This window comes from Amycolatopsis camponoti (genome assembly GCF_902497555.1).
GTDB lineage: Bacteria > Actinomycetota > Actinomycetes > Mycobacteriales > Pseudonocardiaceae > Amycolatopsis > Amycolatopsis camponoti.
On the sequence record NZ_CABVGP010000001.1, the window covers coordinates 447,212 to 460,769 of the forward strand.

General features: G+C 71.1%; 17 protein-coding genes. 9 read left to right on the plus strand and 8 right to left on the minus strand.

Annotation, left to right across the window (positions count from 1 at the left end):
- Positions 1–22: 22 nt before the first annotated feature.
- The 7 genes from AA23TX_RS02180 (at position 23) to AA23TX_RS02210 (ending at position 5,403) form a co-directional block, all read left to right on the plus strand.
- Entirely contained in the window at positions 23–580 is a 558-nt protein-coding gene (locus AA23TX_RS02180; protein WP_155540920.1) for an RNA polymerase sigma factor, read from the plus strand.
- On the plus strand, positions 577–1,398 hold the full coding sequence (locus tag AA23TX_RS02185; protein ID WP_155540921.1) for a zf-HC2 domain-containing protein: 822 nt from the start codon (positions 577–579) through the stop codon (positions 1,396–1,398). Before AA23TX_RS02180 ends, AA23TX_RS02185 begins: the two co-directional genes overlap by 4 nt.
- Positions 1,399–1,409: 11 nt before the next feature.
- Positions 1,410–2,213 carry an ABC transporter ATP-binding protein gene (locus tag AA23TX_RS02190; protein ID WP_155540922.1) on the plus strand — a complete coding sequence of 268 codons (804 nt, stop codon included), beginning with the start codon at positions 1,410–1,412 and terminating at the stop codon, positions 2,211–2,213.
- Entirely contained in the window at positions 2,213–3,562 is a 1,350-nt protein-coding gene (locus tag AA23TX_RS02195) for a hypothetical protein (RefSeq protein WP_230862308.1), read from the plus strand. The genes AA23TX_RS02190 and AA23TX_RS02195 overlap by 1 nt, the downstream gene beginning before the upstream one ends.
- Positions 3,559–4,122, plus strand: coding sequence for a hypothetical protein (locus tag AA23TX_RS02200; RefSeq protein WP_155540924.1), 564 nt, complete (start codon positions 3,559–3,561; stop codon positions 4,120–4,122). Before AA23TX_RS02195 ends, AA23TX_RS02200 begins: the two co-directional genes overlap by 4 nt.
- Positions 4,123–4,207: 85 nt before the next feature.
- On the plus strand, positions 4,208–4,522 hold the full coding sequence (locus AA23TX_RS02205; RefSeq protein ID WP_155540925.1) for a transposase: 315 nt from the start codon (positions 4,208–4,210) through the stop codon (positions 4,520–4,522).
- Entirely contained in the window at positions 4,519–5,403 is an 885-nt protein-coding gene (locus AA23TX_RS02210) for an IS3 family transposase (RefSeq protein WP_155540926.1), read from the plus strand. Before AA23TX_RS02205 ends, AA23TX_RS02210 begins: the two co-directional genes overlap by 4 nt.
- Before the next feature lie 135 nt (positions 5,404–5,538).
- Here AA23TX_RS02210 and AA23TX_RS02215 read toward each other — a convergent pair whose 3' ends face one another.
- From AA23TX_RS02215 to efeU, 7 genes are read right to left on the minus strand one after another with little or no spacing between them, the layout of a single operon-like run.
- A complete protein-coding gene (locus AA23TX_RS02215; RefSeq protein ID WP_155540927.1) occupies positions 5,539–5,679 on the minus strand; it encodes a hypothetical protein in 141 nt (46 codons plus the stop codon).
- Positions 5,676–6,086 (minus strand): PPOX class F420-dependent oxidoreductase, encoded by a 411-nt coding sequence (locus AA23TX_RS02220; RefSeq protein WP_155540928.1) that lies wholly within the window; start codon positions 6,084–6,086, stop codon positions 5,676–5,678. The genes AA23TX_RS02215 and AA23TX_RS02220 overlap by 4 nt, the downstream gene beginning before the upstream one ends.
- 34 nt (positions 6,087–6,120) lie before the next feature.
- Positions 6,121–7,188 (minus strand): SGNH/GDSL hydrolase family protein, encoded by a 1,068-nt coding sequence (locus AA23TX_RS02225; protein WP_155544199.1) that lies wholly within the window; start codon positions 7,186–7,188, stop codon positions 6,121–6,123.
- Positions 7,185–7,754, minus strand: coding sequence for a TetR/AcrR family transcriptional regulator (locus AA23TX_RS02230; RefSeq protein ID WP_196425398.1), 570 nt, complete (start codon positions 7,752–7,754; stop codon positions 7,185–7,187). Before AA23TX_RS02230 ends, AA23TX_RS02225 begins: the two co-directional genes overlap by 4 nt.
- Positions 7,755–7,802: 48 nt before the next feature.
- Positions 7,803–9,059, minus strand: coding sequence for an iron uptake transporter deferrochelatase/peroxidase subunit (efeB, locus tag AA23TX_RS02235; protein ID WP_155540929.1), 1,257 nt, complete (start codon positions 9,057–9,059; stop codon positions 7,803–7,805).
- The gene (gene efeO, locus AA23TX_RS02240; RefSeq protein ID WP_155540930.1) at positions 9,056–10,201 is read right to left on the minus strand and encodes an iron uptake system protein EfeO; all 1,146 of its coding nucleotides are present in this window, start codon (positions 10,199–10,201) and stop codon (positions 9,056–9,058) included. Before efeO ends, efeB begins: the two co-directional genes overlap by 4 nt.
- Positions 10,198–11,043 carry an iron uptake transporter permease EfeU gene (gene efeU / locus AA23TX_RS02245; protein ID WP_155540931.1) on the minus strand — a complete coding sequence of 282 codons (846 nt, stop codon included), beginning with the start codon at positions 11,041–11,043 and terminating at the stop codon, positions 10,198–10,200. Before efeU ends, efeO begins: the two co-directional genes overlap by 4 nt.
- A 463-nt stretch (positions 11,044–11,506) precedes the next feature.
- Here efeU and AA23TX_RS02250 point away from each other — a divergent pair, with 463 nt between their 5' ends.
- Positions 11,507–12,253 (plus strand): lysozyme family protein, encoded by a 747-nt coding sequence (locus tag AA23TX_RS02250; RefSeq protein ID WP_155544201.1) that lies wholly within the window; start codon positions 11,507–11,509, stop codon positions 12,251–12,253.
- A 229-nt stretch (positions 12,254–12,482) separates the two neighbouring features.
- Here AA23TX_RS02250 and AA23TX_RS02255 read toward each other — a convergent pair whose 3' ends face one another.
- Positions 12,483–12,887, minus strand: coding sequence for a tetratricopeptide repeat protein (locus AA23TX_RS02255; RefSeq protein WP_196425151.1), 405 nt, complete (start codon positions 12,885–12,887; stop codon positions 12,483–12,485).
- A 161-nt stretch (positions 12,888–13,048) separates the two neighbouring features.
- On the opposite strand from AA23TX_RS02255, the gene AA23TX_RS02260 reads away from it, so the two are divergent.
- Positions 13,049–13,510 (plus strand): VOC family protein, encoded by a 462-nt coding sequence (locus AA23TX_RS02260; RefSeq protein ID WP_155540933.1) that lies wholly within the window; start codon positions 13,049–13,051, stop codon positions 13,508–13,510.
- Positions 13,511–13,558: the final 48 nt, after the last annotated feature.

Here is a 13,558-nt window from a genome sequence, read left to right on the forward strand (position 1 = left end):
CCGATCCGGCGTCTTGCCTGGTGTGAGGAAACTGCCACTGGAGGACGCCGACGAGGAACACCTCGTCCGGCGCACGGCCAAGGGCGACCGCGCGGCGTTCGAGGAGCTCTACCGCCGCACGTCGCCCTGGCTCCTCGTGCGCCTGCGCCGCCGGTGCGCCGACGAGCACGTCGTCGCCGAGGTCATGCAGGAGACTTACCTGGCCGTCTGGCGCGCGGCGGCGTCGTTCGCGGGGGCCGCGACCGGCGGCACCGCGGTCGGCTGGCTGTGGACCATCGCGGCGCGCCGGCTGGTCGACGCGTTCCGGCGCCGGGCGCACCACGCCGAACTGCCGTCGGAGGTGGCTCTGGACGTCGCGCCGGTGCCAGCGGCGGAGGACGTGGCCCTGGCGGCGACGATCGGTGACGAGATCGGTGACGCGCTGCGCGACCTCGCGCCCGAGCTGCGGGCGGTGCTGCAGGCGATGGTGCTCGACGGGCTGAGCGTCCGGGAGACCGCCGTCCTGCTGGGACTGCCGGAAGGAACCGTCAAGACCCGGGCTCGCCGGGCGCGGTTCGCGATGCGGGAGGCACTGTCATGACCCATGCGTCGGACGAGCTCATCGCCGAGTACGTGGCGGGCTTCGACCTCCCGGCCGACCGGCTGTGGGGTCTCGAAGCGCACCTGGAGACGTGCCGGGGGTGCCGGGCGCGGCTCGCCGAAGTCGCGCCCGTCCAGCCGGTGGTGGACGCCGTCTGGAACCGGCTCGGCTTCGAGATCCGGCTTTCGGCCGTTCCGGCCCATGGGCCGCCGGCGCCCGAGCCGGTTCCGTACCGGCGCCGGCGGCGGTGGCTCGACACGTGGGTCACGCCGGTGATGCTGCCGTGGCTGGGGATGATCGTGCTGGTCACGTTGCTCGCGGTGGCGTTCGACCAGATCTGGCGCTCGGCGCTGGACGTGACGGCGGTGCAGCTCTTCGCGCCGGTGCTGCCGGTGCTCGGCGTCGCGGCGTCGTGGGCGAGGGGGCTGGATCCGGCGTACGAGGTCGTCGTCGCGACCCCGCGGGCCGGGCTGTACCTCATCACGCGGCGGACGCTGGCGGTGCTCGTCGTCGTCCTGCCGGTGCTCGGGGTCGCCGGCTGGCTGACCGGTACGGCTCTGGCGCTCTGGCTGCTGCCGAGCTTGGCCTTCACCACGGGGACGCTCGCGCTGGGCGGGCTGATCGGCGTCACCCGGGCGGCGTACGCACTGATCACGGTGTGGGTCGCGGGCCTGGTGCTGCCCACGCTGGCGGCCCAGGAGCAAACGTTTGCGCTCAGTACCGGCGCGGTGCCGGTGTGGGCGGGGATCTTCGCGCTGACGACGGTGGTCGTCGCCCTGCACAAGGGCGCGTTCACCCGGCTCGGCGCGCGCAACTAGGGAGGACGGACATGCGTGCTGTCGGGGCCGCCGAGGTCGCGCCAACGGCCTACGCCTGGGAAATCCAGGCCGAAGGGCTGAAGGTGCGGGTCGGACGGCGGAAAATGGCCGTGGACGGGCTGGACCTGTCGCTCGGCAAGGGGGTGCACGGCCTGCTCGGGCCCAACGGCGCGGGCAAGACGACGCTGATCCGGGCGCTGGCGACGGTGCTCCGGCCCGCGTCGGGGAGCCTGTCGCTGCTCGGCGCGCCGGCCGGGGGGCACACCGGGCAGCGCGACCTGCGCCGGCGGATCGGCTACCTGCCGCAGAACTTCGGGTTCTACAAGCGGTTCACCGCCCGGGAGTTCGTCGAGTACATGGCGTGGCTCAAGGAAGTGTCCAAAGAGGACATCCCGGGAGCGGTGCAGCGCGCGCTCGAGCGGGTCGGGCTGGCCGACCGCGCGGACGACCGGATGAAGACGCTGTCGGGCGGCATGGTTCGGCGGGTCGGGATCGCGCAGGCGATCGTCAACGACCCGGACATCCTGCTGCTCGACGAGCCGACCGCCGGGCTCGACCCGGCGCAGCGCGTGCGGTTCCGCGAGCTGGTGCAGGAGCTCGGCCGGGACTCGTGCGTGCTGATCTCGACGCACCTGGTCGAGGACGTGGGGACGGCGTGCTCCGACGTCGTCCTGTTCGCCGAGGGCAAGCTGGTGTTCCAGGGGACGCCGGGTGAGCTGGCCGAGGCGGGCACCGCGGAGCACGTGGGCGACAGCCCGATCGAGCGTGGTTACTCGGCGCTGCTGAAGCACGAGCCGGGGCAGGGGGCCTGGTGATGATCCTGCGCATCGAACTGCGGCGCTCGATCGCGCCCTGGGCCGGGCTGGCGCTGCTCGTGGTGGCGCTCGGCTTCCTGTTCCTGCTGTCCGGGCCGTGGTGGAAGGTGCCCGCGCCGTGGACGGGCAACACGACGACCACCGTGCTGTGGCTGCGGTTCCTGCTGGTGTTCCTGTGGCCGATCACCGTCGGCGCCGGGGCGATCCAGGGCATGCGCGACAGCCGTTCCGGGATGGTCGAGCTGCTGTCCACGACGTCGCGGCCGGGCTGGCACCGGGCGATCAGGCTGGCCGGCGCGGTGGGGGCGTTGAGCGGGCTCGGGCTCCTGCTGGTGTTCGCCGTCGGCCTGGTGGAGGTGCTCGGGCACGGCGGGTTCGTGTCGGCGAGCTTCCTGCCGGTCCTCCTGGTCGGCTTGCTCGCCGTCGTGGCGGGGAGCTGGGTGGGGCTGGCGGTCGGGCGGCTGCTGCCGCACCCGCTGACCGCGCCGGCGCTGGCCGTGCTGACACTGGCCGTGTCGGTGCTGGCCTGGGCGTCGGGCGCGTTTTCCGCGATGTACAGCCGACTCGGGTTGCTGACGCCGGTCCTCGCGGAGCCGCGGGGTGTGCTGACGACGACCGCCGCTTCGGTAGATCTCGGACAGGCGGCGTGGTTCGCGGGCCTCGCGGCGACGGGCTTCCTGGTGCTGGCGGCGAATTCCGCGCGGGCCAGGGCCCTGGGCCTGCTGCCCGTGGTGGCCGGGGCGGCGATCGCGCTACCGGTCTTCCCGGATTCCGAGGACGGGCTCCTGACCCCCGACAGCGTCGCCGCCCAGAGGCTCTGCGACGGCCCGATCTGCGTCAGCCGGGCGCACGAAGACAGGCTGGCCGCGTTGGCCGGGCCGGGGCGGGAGGCGCTGGCCATGCTGGCGAAGCTGCCCGGCGCGCCCACCAGGATCGAGGAGCGGACGGTGCCGGCGGCCGTCAACACCGTGCCTTCCCGTGATGCGGGTGTCGTCTACCTGGACTTCCAGACCAACGACGACCTGCGGACGGCGGACGCGAGCACGCTGCGGACGGCGGTGCTGTCCGGCACCGGGCTGCCCGCCTGCGAGCCGGCGAGCTACGGCGATCTGTCCGACCTGGGCGGTCGCGTGATCGCGGCGGCGTACTTCACCGGCGAGCTGAAGCGGCTGCCCGAGTACGGCGGCGGCTGGTTCCGCCAGTCGTCCGGCCGGATCGAGCGGGCGTGGCAGAAGTTCCACGCGCTCCCGGCGGATGAGCAGTTCTCACGGATCGTCGCGGTGCGGCAGGTTCTCCTGACCTGCCAGGGCGACCCGCTGGACACGCTGGTCCCGGGAGCGCTGCGATGAGGTGGGTGACGCTCTACGCGCGTTCGCGCCAGGTCCCGGCGGCGATCATCGCCCTGCTGACGGCGACGGCGGGCATGTGGTTCCTGGCGCGCGACTCGTGGTCGCCCCTGCCGGTCATGCTGACCCTGACGGCGGCGATCGCGGTGGCGGCGATCGGGCTCAGCGGCCAGGACCCGGACCTCGACCGCACGGCGGCGATCCCGTGGCCGCTCCGCCGCTTCGCGCACCTGGCCCTGATCGGCGTGGCGGCCGGGGGAACGGTCCTGGCGGTCCAGGAACTGGGCCCGAACATTGTCGACTTATCGATCATCGCCCGTGACGCGGCGGGCCTGCTGGGCTTGGCGGGGTTGGCGGCCACGATCGTGGGCGGCCAGTTCGGCTGGACGCTCCCGCTGCTCTGGGCGGCCATAGCACCCTTCGTCCCGCACGACGGTTCGACAACAAGCCAGATCGCAGCCTGGCTGCTCCAGCCGTCCGGCACCCCAGCAGCAACCTGGACAGCCCTGACCCTGGCGGTCACCGGCGCGGCGACGTACACCGCACGGGGCGGCCGCCGCTGACCCAGCCGTTCCGACGCCGACCGGAGTGATGCCCCGCCAATCACATGGGGTTGCCCCTTGGGGCCGGACACCTTGATTCCAGACAGTGGTCTGGAGGGAGGATGTCCTGGTGTCTCGCAGGTCGAAGTACCCGGAGCAGTTCCGTCGTGACGCCATCGAGTTGGTGAACTCGAGTGATCGTCCGTTGCGGCAGATCGCCCGCGAACTGGGGGTCAACCACGAGACCCTGCGGTCGTGGGTGAACGTGGCCAAGCAGGAAACTGCGGCCGGGCCGATGGTGGAGGATCCGGCGGTGACCGATGAAGTCCAGCGGTTGCGGAAGCAGGTCGCTGAGCTGCAGAAAGAGAAGGAGATCCTGCGGAAAGCGGCCGCCTATTTTGCGCGCGAGATGGATCGATGATCTACCGCTACCGGTTCATCTCCGAACACCGCACCACCTTCGGTGTCCAGCGGTTGTGCCAGGTCCTCGGGCTGCGCCGGCAAGGCTTCCACGAGTGGGTCGCGGCCGAGTCAGATCGGGCCCGGCGGGCGGAGGCTGAAGTCGAACTGGTCAGGTTGATCACCAGCATCCACGCCGAGCACCGTGGCGCCTACGGCGTTCCGCGGGTGACTGCGGAACTGCACCGCCGCGGCCACACGATCAACCACAAACGGGTGGAGCGGCTGATGCGCGAGCACGGTCTGGCCGGGATCACCCGCCGCAAACGCCGCGTCACCACCCGGCCCGCGGCCGGCCCGGTCACCCCGGTGGGTGATCTGATCCGCCGCGACTTCACCGCCACCGCCCCAGGGACAAGGCTGGTCGGGGACATCACCTGCCTGCCCACCTTCCAAGGCTGGCTCTACCTGGCCACCGTCATCGACCTGCACACCCGCGAAATCGTCGGCCACGCCATGGCCAGCCATATGCGCACCGACCTGGTCTGCGACGCGATCGACCTCGCTGCGGCCCGCGGCCTCATCCAGCCCGATGCGGTGTTTCACACCGACCGCGGCGTCCAATACACCTCCGGCCAGTTCCGCACCGCCCTCGCCGAACACCAGATCCGGCCATCGGTCGGGCGGGTCGGGTCCTGCTACGACAACGCCGTCGCCGAAGCCTTCTTCGCCACGTTGAAGACCGAAATCGGCACCACGATCTGGCGCACCCGGGCCCAGGCCCGCCAGGACGTGTTCCGCTATCTGCGCTACTACAACCACGCAAGGTTGCACTCCACCATCGGCCAGAACACCCCGGCCGAAGCCAGAACCACCTACTACGCTCAAGCCTCAGCTGCCTAAAACCCCGTGTCCGCCTCACCGGGGCAACTCCACACACGAGATGCCCGCCCAATCACGCGAGATGCCCCGCCAGTCACGCGAGATGCCCGCCCAGTCACGCGAGAGCCGGGCCAATCACGCGAGATGCCCCTCCGCTCACAGCGGGCGGGCCGGGATCGGGTAGCCGCGGATGCCCGGCCGCCGCGGCTCAGCTCGCTCCAGCCGGAGCCACCCGACCGGCGGCGGCCGCCACGGGAACCCCCAGATCCCGTGGCGGCCGCCCGCCTCCGACCTCACACGTCGCGGATGTTCGCCACCAGATCGAGCGGCTCCCGGTCCCAGTCCTCCACCCCGAACGCCAAGATCCGCGACGGACGGATCCGGATCACGGCGTCGTCGAAGTGGTTGTCCGGGAGGTTCACCCCGGTCAGCCCCTCTGCGCGGCCGCGGATCTCCAGGCAGCGCACGCGCCACGGGTTCGTCGACGGCAGGTCGTCGACCACGAATGCGACGTGGTCGTCGGCCGTCAGGTTGCGGAACTTCTTGCTGCCGCGCAGGTTGTGGCCGGTGACGTCGATCGTCTTCTCGTCCGGGTTGTACCGGAAGCCGACCGGGTTGACCTGCAGGGTTCCGTTCGGCTGCCGGGTGGCGAGCCGGCCCAGGGGCTGGGCGTCGAGGTACGCGAGCTCTGCTTCGGTGAACATGCTCCCCAGAATTCAACTTCAAGGGAGGTTGAAGTCAAGCGAACGGGCCGCCGAAAGCGAGTTCCGTGAAGCGCGACGCGATCAGCCGGTGCGCCGCCGCGTCCGGGTGCAGCTCGTCCGGCAGCGGGAACTCGGCGTAGTCCGCCGGGCCGTACAGTGAAAGCCCGTCCAGGTAGTGCAGGGCCGGGTCCTCGCGCTGCGCGACGATCTGCGCCAGCGCCGCGCGGATCACCTCCAGCGTCAGCTTGTCGGGGCCCGGGACGCCGGTCGCCCGGAACCGCACGATCCCCGACGCCAGCGCCGCGTGGTCGAAGTCGCCGGGGCCGGGTGTCTGCTCGTGGATCGGGCAGTACAACGGCGAGACGACCAGCAGCGGCGCCGACGGGTGACCGTCGCGGATCGTGTCCAGGAACCCGTGCACCGCCGGGCCGAACGCGCGCGGGCGCATCACGTCGGCGTTGACGATGTTGATGCCGATCTTGACGCTGACCACGTCGGCCGGGGTGTCCCGCATGGCCCGGGCCACGAACGGATCCAGCATCGCGTTGCCGCTGAACCCCAGGTTGACCAGCTCGACCCCGGCGGACGCCGCCGTCAGCGCGGTCCACGTCGTCGACGGGCTGAGTGCGTTCGAACCCTGGCTGATCGAACTGCCGTGGTGCAGCCACACCCGGCCCGCCGCCCCGGCCGGCGAGACCGGCGCGTCCGTCCGCAGGGCGACCAGCGCTGTGAGTTCGTTGTGCGGCAACCAGATCTCGACGTCCTTGTCGTGCCCGGGCAGGTCCGCGAACCGCACGCCGCCGGGCGCGGTCGCCTGGGCCGCGAGCTTGCCGTCGACCAGCAGGTCGTAGACGCCGTCCGGACGCGGCGGCGCGCCCGGGTACTCGATCTTGGTCGGCACGGTCTCGAGTTCGATCACGCGAGCCGTCGTGCGGAACCGCAGGCGGACGCCGGCCGGCTGCGCCTCGGCCATCGCGAGCCGCTCGTCGGTGTTCTGCGCCCGTGCGCGGGCGGGCAGCCGGTGCGGCACCAGGCCGCGGGGAGTGTCTTCGAGTTCGAGGGCGCCGCGGACGATGCCGGCGGTCAGCGGGGTGGTGATCACGGTCGTGGCCAATCGCGGAGAAGGGAATCGAGGACGTCGAGGAGGCGGGCCCAGCTGTCCGCCGCCGCGGGCGCGCTGTGGTCGAAGCCGCCGTCGGCTTCGAGGGCGACGAACCCGCGGAAGAAGCTGCCGAGCAGCCGGACGGCGTGCGTCTGGTCCGGCCCGGTCAGGTCGTAGCCGCGCAGGATCGCGCGCATCAGCTGCGCGTGCCGCACGCCCGCGCTCGCCGCCGCGGTCTCCGGGTCGAGCCGCAGCTGCGCCGCGGCGAACCGGCCGGGGTGCTCGCGGGCGTAGTCGCGGTAGACGCCGGCGAAGGCGACCAAGGCTTCCCGCCCGGCCCGGCCGGCCAACGCGGCGGCGGCCCGGTCGGCGAGCTCGTCCAGTGCCAGCAGCGCGATCCGCGTCCGCAGGTCGTGCGCGTTCTTGACGTGCGAATACAGGCTGGCGACCTTGACGTCGAACCGCCGCGCCAGCTCCGACGGCGTCACCGCCTCGAACCCGATCTCGTCGGCCAGCTCGGCGCCCGCGTGGACCACGCGGTCCGTGGTCAATCCGGCACGAACCATCACTACACCCTCCTTTGCCTAAAGAGAGTGTAGATTAGCCTAAAGGCTTTAGGCAAACAGCCCGTCGCCCCAGTAGCCGGTCTTCGAGACGCCCGGCGGCACGGCGAAGTGCGCCGAACCCGTGTGCTGGACGTACTCCATCATCGCGTCCTTCGCCGACAGCGCCTGCTGCATCGGCACGTACTGCTTCCGCGTGTCCCGGTTGAACGCCAGGAAGAACAGCCCCGCTTCGAGGTGGCCGACGCCATCGGAGCCGTCGACGAAGTTGTAGCCGCGGCGCAGGATCCGCACGCCGTTCAGCGCCTGGTGCGACGCCAGCCGGACGTGCGCGTCCTCGGCGATCACCTTCTCGCCGCCCGCGCCGCCGACGTCGAGGTCCAGCTCGTCGAACTCCGCGGTCTGGCCCAGCGGGGCCCCGGTGCCCTTCGTGCGGCCGACGATCCGCTGCTGGCCGTCGAGGGTTTCGCGGTCCCACGTCTCGATGTGCATGCGGATCCGGCGGGCCACCAGGTACGAGCCGCCGGCCATCCACGCCTGGCCGTCGGCGGCCGTGGCCCACACCTGGTCGCGCAGGAAGTCGGTGTCCTCGGACTTGATGTTGTTCGTGCCGTCCTTGAACCCGAACAGGTTCCGGGGCGTCTGCTGCGCGCGCGACGTCGACGAGCTGCGGCCGAAGCCGAGCTGCGACCAGCGGACCTCGGTGACGCCGAAGCCGAGCCGCACCAGGTTGCGGACCGCGTGCACCGCCACCTGCGGGTCGTCCGCGCAGGCCTGGATGCACAGGTCGCCGCCGCCGCGGGCCGGGTCGAGCTTGTCCTTCGGGAACAGCGGCAGGTCGATCAGCTGCGGCGGCCGCTTCCCCGCGAGGCCGAACCGGCCGTCGAACAGCGACGGGCCGAAGCCGATCGTCAGCGTCAGGTGCGACGCGGGCAGGTCGAGCGCCTCGCCGGTGTCACCGGGCGGTGCGTAGTCGCCGCTGCCCACCGCGCCGTTCGGCACGACCTCCTGGCCCGCCGTCATCCGGCGCGCCGCGTCGGTCCACGTCTTCAGCAGCTGCCGCAGCTTCTCGCGATCCTTGGTGGTGACGTCGAGGGCCGCGAAGTGCAGGTTCGCCTGCGCGGGCGTGACGATCCCGGCCTGGTGCTCGCCCTCGAACTCGACGGTGTTCACCGCCGCCTCGGCGCTGCCCGTCGCCTTGTCGATCCCGATCCCGGCGGCGGCCCCCGCCCCGGCGAGCGCGACCCCCGCGCCCGCCAGGCCGAAGAGCTTCCGCCGCGAAACCCGCGTGCCCTCTGCCGACGTCACTTCGACACGACCTCCGCGACCTTGCTCAGCGGCTCGCCCAGCGCGTCGACGGCCGAGGCGAACGCCTTGATTTCGTCCTGGGACAGCTGGTTGTAGAACTTGAAGCCGTCACCGACGCGCGTCTTGTCCAGCAGACCCTGGACGTTCGCGAACTCCTTGTCCAAAGTGGACACCAGGGCGGCGTCACGCTCCTGCAGCAGCGGCCGCAGTGAGGCGATCGCGCCCTTCGAGCCGTCCACGTTGGCCTGGAAGTCCCACAGGTCGGTGTGCGAGAAGGTCTCTTCCTCGCCGGTGATCTTGCCGGTCGCGACCTCGTCGAGCAGGCCCTTGGCGCCGTTGGCCAGGTCGAGCGCGGTCAGCTGCAGCGTCTTCGACTTCGCGACGAGGTCCTTGACGTCGGTCAGCAGCTTGTCCGCGATCTGCGAGCTGTCCGGCTTCAGGCCGGTCACGTACAGGTCCTTCTCGAGCCGGTGGAAGCCGGTGAACTGCTGGCCCTGCTCGAGATCGGCCTCGCGGACGTCGATGGCCGGGTCCAGGTCGCCGAACTTCTCGGCGACCGGCTCGATGCGCTCGTAGTAGGTGCGGGTGCGCGCGTACGCGGCCTTCGCCTCGTCGACCTTGCCGGCCTTGACGAGGTCGACGAACTTGGCCGTCTCCTCTTCGAGGGCGGCGGTGTTGTTCGCGATGTAGTCGTTGTAGCTCTTGGTCGCCTGGGCCTTCTGCGCGTTCGCGTCGTTCTGCTTGGGCGCGCCGCCGGTGACGGTGAAGTCGCCGCGGATGCCGTTGCCCGCCATGCCCGGCTTGCACGCGGTCTGGTACTTGCCGGCGTCGGCGACCTCGACGATCAGCCGCCGGTTCAGCCCGGGCGCGATGTTCTCGACCTCGCCCATGATCCGGTCGCCTTCGGCGTAGAGGTAGAACTCCGTGACCTTGCTGCCCTTGTTGGTGATCTCGAAGGTCAGGTTGCCCGCGGCGGCCGCGTTCGCCGAGACTTCGCACGCGGTGTCGGACGCCGACACCTTGATCGGGCCGCCTGCCGCCGCGGCACCGGCGGTGTCGCTCTTGCTGTCGCAGGCGGACAGCGCCACCAGGGCGGCGGCGCCGGCCACGACGGCCAGCGGGGTGGTCTTGCGCACGGTCACTCCTTCGAGGCGGCCGCGGCGACGGGTGCCGGCGCGGTCTTCTTGCTGGGCTTGAGGAACAGGGGAAGCACGATGACGACGTAGGCGACCCACGCGACGGCCTGCAGCACGGTCGTCTGCTGCGAGTAGTTGAAGATGCCCTTGAGCAGGGCGCCGTACCAGGACGTCTCGGGCAGCGCGTTAGACGCGTCGAACGCGAGAGTGTCGATGCCCGGCAGGAACGCGGCCTCCTGCAGGTCGTGCAGGCCGTAGCCGAGCACGCCCGCGGCGACGAACACGAGCAGGACGCCGGTGATCGTGAAGAACTTCGCCAGGTTGAACCGGACGGCGCCCTTGTAGAGCAGCCACGCCAGGAGCACCGCCACCACGATGCCGACGGCGAAGCCGATCAGCGGCTGCACGGTGTCCGACTGCGCGGTCTGGACGGCGGAGTAGAAGAAGACCGCGGTCTCCAGGCCTTCACGCCCGACCGCGAGGAACGACAGCAGCAGCACGGCCATCGGGCCGACGTCCAGCGCGTCGTCCATCTTCCCGCGCAGCTCGGCCGCGATGCTCTTGGACGCCTTGCGCATCCAGAAGATCATCGCCGTCACGAACACGACCGCGATGATCGACAGGCTGCCGCCGAGCAGCTCCTGGTGCTCGAACGACAGCTGGGCGGTCGTGTAGGTGAGGATCGCGCCGACGGCGACCGACAGCAGCACCGCGGCGCCGACGCCCGGCCACACCCAGCGCAGCGCGTGGCGGCGCTCGGTCTTCACGAGGAAGGCCACGAGGATGCTGACGACCAGGGCGGCCTCCAGGCCTTCCCGCAGCCCGATCAGCGCGCTCGAGAACAACACCGGTTCCGCCTCCCTGAGTTTCTGGTACCAGGAAGTTTTTAGGTAAGGCTCACCTGTAAGTCCAGCGAGCGTACGTCCCGTCGAAACGATGCAAACGGACAAATGGGACTCAGTGCGGAAGTTAGGTTAGGGTAACCGCAGGTCAGGGCCTTGCGCGTCGACTCGATAACGAATTTTGTGACGTCGCTGGCAGCGGACCTGTTTTTACCCTCCGCTTGCCCTGGTCAGGCGACCGAGGGTCCGATGAGGCTTATTCAGCCGTCGCCCGCCGCACGGCTCTCGCGTGGACCTCCGGTTTGCGCGTGGGCAGCGCCGGGCTGACCAGAATAAGCCTCACTCTTGAGTGGCTCCGTAACCTGATCGGGTGGCCGAAACCGCTCAGCCGACCGTCACGCCCCCGCAGTCGCCTCCGGGCGGTCCGCCGCGGCGCTATCTGAGCCGGGCGGCCCTCGCGCTGGCGCTCGTGGTCACCGGCGTCGTCCTGGTCGTCACGATCGGCATCCGGAACCCGGACACCCCGGCCGCGCCCCCGCCGGCGCAACCGGCGCTGGCCATCCCGGAGCAGCGGCCGCAGCCGGGCGCCGAGTCGCCGCGCGCCGGGCTCGCCGCGCCGGTCGACCGGCCGGCGGTGTCCGACCAGGCCGAGCTGGACGCGTGGGCGAAGCGCGTCGCGGACAAGACGCACCTCCCAGGGCGCGTGCTCGCCGCGTACGGGCGGGCGGAGATGTGGATGCAGCGGCAGAAGCCGACGTGCCACCTGTCGTGGGCGACCCTCGCGGGCATCGGCCGGGTCGAGGCCGGGCGCGGGGACTTCGACCTTTCGGCGATCGGCGCGGACGGCCGCGTCGCGAAGCCGGTGGTCGGCCCGCCGCTGGACGGCTCGCCCGGCGTCCCGGCGGTGCACGACACCGACGGCGGCAAGCTCGACGGCGACAAGTCGTGGGACCACGCGATCGGGCCGCTGCAGTTCCTGCCGTCGACGTGGAAGAAGTACCAGGAGCGGGCCAACGGCGACGGCGGCACCCCGGACCCGCAGAACGTGGACGACGCGTCGTTCACGGCGGCGCGCTACCTGTGTTCGGGCGGCGACGACCTGGGCGCCCCGGCGGGCTGGTGGCGCGCGATCTTGTTCTACAACTCGGGAATCGCGTACGGCCAGGACGTCTTCAGCGCGGCGGACGCCTACGCGGAGGCGAGCGTCGCGCCGTGAGTCAGAGCTCCCGGTCGGCGAACAGCGGTGTGACAGCCATGAGCACCAGCAGCAGCAAGCCGGCGTAAGCACCCAGTGTGGCGAAGATCGACATTTCCGGTTCCTCCCTGATTCGGTCTGGAACCAGCTTCGCCGGAAGAGGGGGTGCCGCGGATCGGCCGAGGGGCCCGGCCCGATCGGCCGAAAGTCTGATCTCCGGCGGGCCGAACGGCCCTGGTGGCCGGATCGATCAGGATTCGCGCAGCGCGATGTGCGCTTTGACCTCGCTGATCGCCTCGAGGTACTCCGGCACCGGGTTCATCGCCGACGCCATCCGCATCTGGGCCAGTGCCTCGACGAACCGGCCGAGCCGCTGGAGGGTGCGGCCGAGGATGAACCGGGCGTAGTGGTCCGTCGGGTCCAGCTCCAGCACCCGGGTGAACGCCTGCTCGGCGCGCCGCAGCTGGGCGGAGTGGAAGTACGCGCGCCCGGCCAGGAGGTGGACCGACGGCTTGTCCGTCTCCGATTCCAGCAGGGGCTGCAACGCCTTCAACGCGTCCAGCGGACGGCGGCGGGTGACGAGATCTTCGGCCTGGCGGAAGGCATGGAACCGCGACTCTTCGGGAGGCTGCGAAGCAGCTGCGGCGTCCGTCATGGTCATCCCACGTTACCAATCCGGCCAAAAGTAGGCCAACCCTTCGGGCGGCGCGTGATCGCTGCTACGGAGCCATTCGGCCGTGACTGTGGCCGGATCGGTGACCATCGGCGCAGTACCGCGCACACGCCTCCGGACGGGACGTGATGGACTGTGCCGCCATGAGCAGCCCGTACCGGGGCCTGGCGCCCTACCTGTACTACTCCGACGCCACGGCGGCGCTCGCCTGGCTGACCAGGGTCTTCGGGTTCACCGAGGAGGTCCGGTTCTGCGACGGCGCCGGCGAGGTCTTCCAGGCGACCCTGTGCGCGGGCGCCGCGCGGATCCAGATCGCCGGCGTCGGGCCGGACTACTGGCAGGCCAAGGGCGTGGACGGGCCGGTCGGCCAGCTCAACATCCTCTACGTCGAGGACGTCGACGACGCCTACGCGCGGATCGCGGCGGCGATCGGCGACGAGGGCGAGCTCGACCCGCCGCAGGACCAGCCCTACGGCGCGCGGGTGTTCACCGTCGCCGATCTCGGCGGCAACAGCTGGACGTTCTGGCAGCAGACGTCCGAGACCGTGGAGCTGCCGCCGGGTTGGCAGGCGATCCGCGCGGGCGGTGAGTCCTCCAACGGGTGAACCCGGGTGACGGCTAGGCTGGGCGCGTTACCGCAGGCACGACGCACC

Bases quoted from the DNA above. Each gene is read 5' to 3' on its own strand.
- AA23TX_RS02230 (WP_196425398.1), bottom strand. From the start codon at position 7,754: ATGGTTCGTGCCGGATTGACCACGGACCGCGTGGTCCACGCGGGCGCC.
- AA23TX_RS02255 (WP_196425151.1), bottom strand. From the start codon at position 12,887: ATGACGGACGCCGCAGCTGCTTCGCAGCCTCCCGAAGAGTCGCGGTTC.
- AA23TX_RS02210 (WP_155540926.1), top strand. From the start codon at position 4,519: ATGATCTACCGCTACCGGTTCATCTCCGAACACCGCACCACCTTCGGT.
- AA23TX_RS02200 (WP_155540924.1), top strand. From the start codon at position 3,559: ATGAGGTGGGTGACGCTCTACGCGCGTTCGCGCCAGGTCCCGGCGGCG.
- AA23TX_RS02185 (WP_155540921.1), top strand. From the start codon at position 577: ATGACCCATGCGTCGGACGAGCTCATCGCCGAGTACGTGGCGGGCTTC.
- AA23TX_RS02195 (WP_230862308.1), top strand. From the start codon at position 2,213: ATGATCCTGCGCATCGAACTGCGGCGCTCGATCGCGCCCTGGGCCGGG.
- AA23TX_RS02220 (WP_155540928.1), bottom strand. From the start codon at position 6,086: ATGTTCACCGAAGCAGAGCTCGCGTACCTCGACGCCCAGCCCCTGGGC.
- AA23TX_RS02190 (WP_155540922.1), top strand. From the start codon at position 1,410: ATGCGTGCTGTCGGGGCCGCCGAGGTCGCGCCAACGGCCTACGCCTGG.
- AA23TX_RS02260 (WP_155540933.1), top strand. From the start codon at position 13,049: ATGAGCAGCCCGTACCGGGGCCTGGCGCCCTACCTGTACTACTCCGAC.